1 protein-coding gene is annotated in these 2062 nt (G+C 69.3%); it reads left to right on the top strand.

Annotated features, from left to right (window positions below; genetic code table 11):
* The coding region (gene infB, locus HMPREF3165_RS04400) for a translation initiation factor IF-2 (RefSeq protein WP_083303193.1) at nt 1-2007 on the top strand (2007 nt) is incomplete at its 5' end.
* Between the last annotated feature and the right edge of the window lie 55 nt (nt 2008-2062).

Genomic DNA, 2062 nt, shown 5'->3' with positions numbered 1-2062 from the left:
CCCGGCGGCGGCGGTCGTCCCGGTGGCGGCGGTCGTCCGGGCGGCGGCTTCGGCGGACCCCGCGGTGGCCGCGGCGGTCGCGGTTCCACCCAGGGCGCCTTCGGGCGCGGTGGCGGTGCCCCGCGGGGACGCAAGTCCAAGCGGGCCAAGCGCCAGGAGTTTGAGCAGCAGAGCGCGCCGTCGATCGGCGGTGTCATCGTCCCGCGCGGTGACGGCTCCACCCCGGTGCGCGTGCGCCAGGGAGCCACGCTCACGGACCTGGCCGAGAAGATCAACGCCAACCCCGCGGCCCTGGTGACCGTCCTGTTCCACCTCGGTGAGATGGCCACGGCCACCCAGTCCCTCGACGAGGACACCTTCGCCCTCCTGGGCGCCGAGCTGGGTTACAACGTCCAGATCGTCTCGCCCGAGGACGAGGACCGCGAGCTCCTGGAGTCCTTCGACATCGACCTCGAGCCCGACGAGGACGACGCCAACCTCGTGCCCCGGCCCCCGGTGGTCACGGTCATGGGTCACGTCGACCACGGTAAGACCAAGTTGCTGGACGCCATCCGCTCCACCGACGTCGTCGCCGGTGAGGCCGGGGGCATCACTCAGTCCATCGGCGCCTACCAGGTGCGCGTCAACCTGAACGACGAGGAGCGTCCGATCACCTTCATCGACACCCCCGGTCACGAGGCCTTCACGGCCATGCGTGCCCGCGGTGCCGAGGTGACCGACATCGCCATCCTCGTCGTGGCCGCCGACGACGGCGTCATGCCCCAGACCGTCGAGGCCCTCAACCACGCCCAGGCGGCCAACGTGCCGATCGTCGTGGCAGTCAACAAGATCGACAAGGAGGGCGCCAACCCGGACAAGATCCGTGGCCAGCTCACCGAGTACGGTCTGGTCCCCGAGGAGTACGGCGGCGACACGATGTTCGTGAACATCTCCGCCAAGCAGCGTCTCCACATCGACGAGCTCCTCGAGGCCGTCCTGCTGACCGCGGATGCCGCCCTGGACCTGCGGGCCAACCCGGACACCGAGGCCCGCGGCGTGACCATCGAGGCCAAGCTCGACAAGGGCCGCGGCGCCGTGAGCACCATCCTGGTCGAGCGCGGCACGCTGCGGGTCGGTGACCCGATCGTGGCCGGAAGCGCCTACGGGCGTGTGCGTGCCATGTTCAACGAGCACGGGGAGAACCTCACCGAGGCCGGCCCTGCCCGCCCGGCCCTGGTCCTGGGTCTGACCAACGTGCCCAGCGCCGGTGACTCCTTCATCGTCGCCCCCGACGACCGCACGGCCCGCCAGATCGCCGACAAGCGTGAGGCCGCCGAGCGCGCCGCCCTGCTGGCCAAGCGCCGCAAGCGGGTCTCCCTGGAGAACCTCACCGATGTCCTCAAGGAAGGCAAGGTCGACACCCTCAACCTCATCCTCAAGGGCGACAGCTCGGGTGCGGTCGAGGCCCTGGAGGACTCCCTGCTCAAGATCGACGTGGGCGAGGAGGTCGCGCTGCGCGTCATCCACCGCGGCGTGGGTGCCATCACACAGAACGACGTTAACCTGGCCACGGTGGACTCCGCCGTCATCATCGGCTTCAACGTCCGGCCCGCCGAGCGAGTCTCGGAGATCGCCGACCGCGAGGGCGTCGACATGAAGTTCTACTCGGTCATCTACAACGCGATCGAGGACGTCGAGGCCGCCATGAAGGGCATGCTCAAGCCCGTCTACGAGGAGGTCGAGCTCGGTACCGCCGAGATCCGGCAGATCTTCCGCTCCTCGAAGTTCGGCTCCATCGCCGGCTCCATCGTCCGCTCGGGCATCATCAAGCGGGGCACCAAGGCCCGCCTGGTGCGCGACGGCGTCGTCATCAACGGCGATCTGTCCATCGAGACGCTGCGCCGCGAGAAGGACGACGTCACCGAGGTCCGCGAGGGCTACGAGTGCGGTATCAACCTGGGCTTCAAGGACCTCGCCGAGGGCGACGTCATCGAGACCTGGGAGATGCGCGAGAAGCCCCGCGACTGAGAACGACCACGTTCATCAACGGTGGCCGGCCACCCCGCACTGGGGTGGCCGGCCA

It is taken from the genome of Actinomyces sp. HMSC08A09, from assembly GCF_001807465.1.
Lineage (GTDB): Bacteria > Actinomycetota > Actinomycetes > Actinomycetales > Actinomycetaceae > Actinomyces > Actinomyces oris.
Note: the sequence above shows the minus strand (reverse complement) of the source record. Positions and strands in the feature narration are given on the sequence as shown.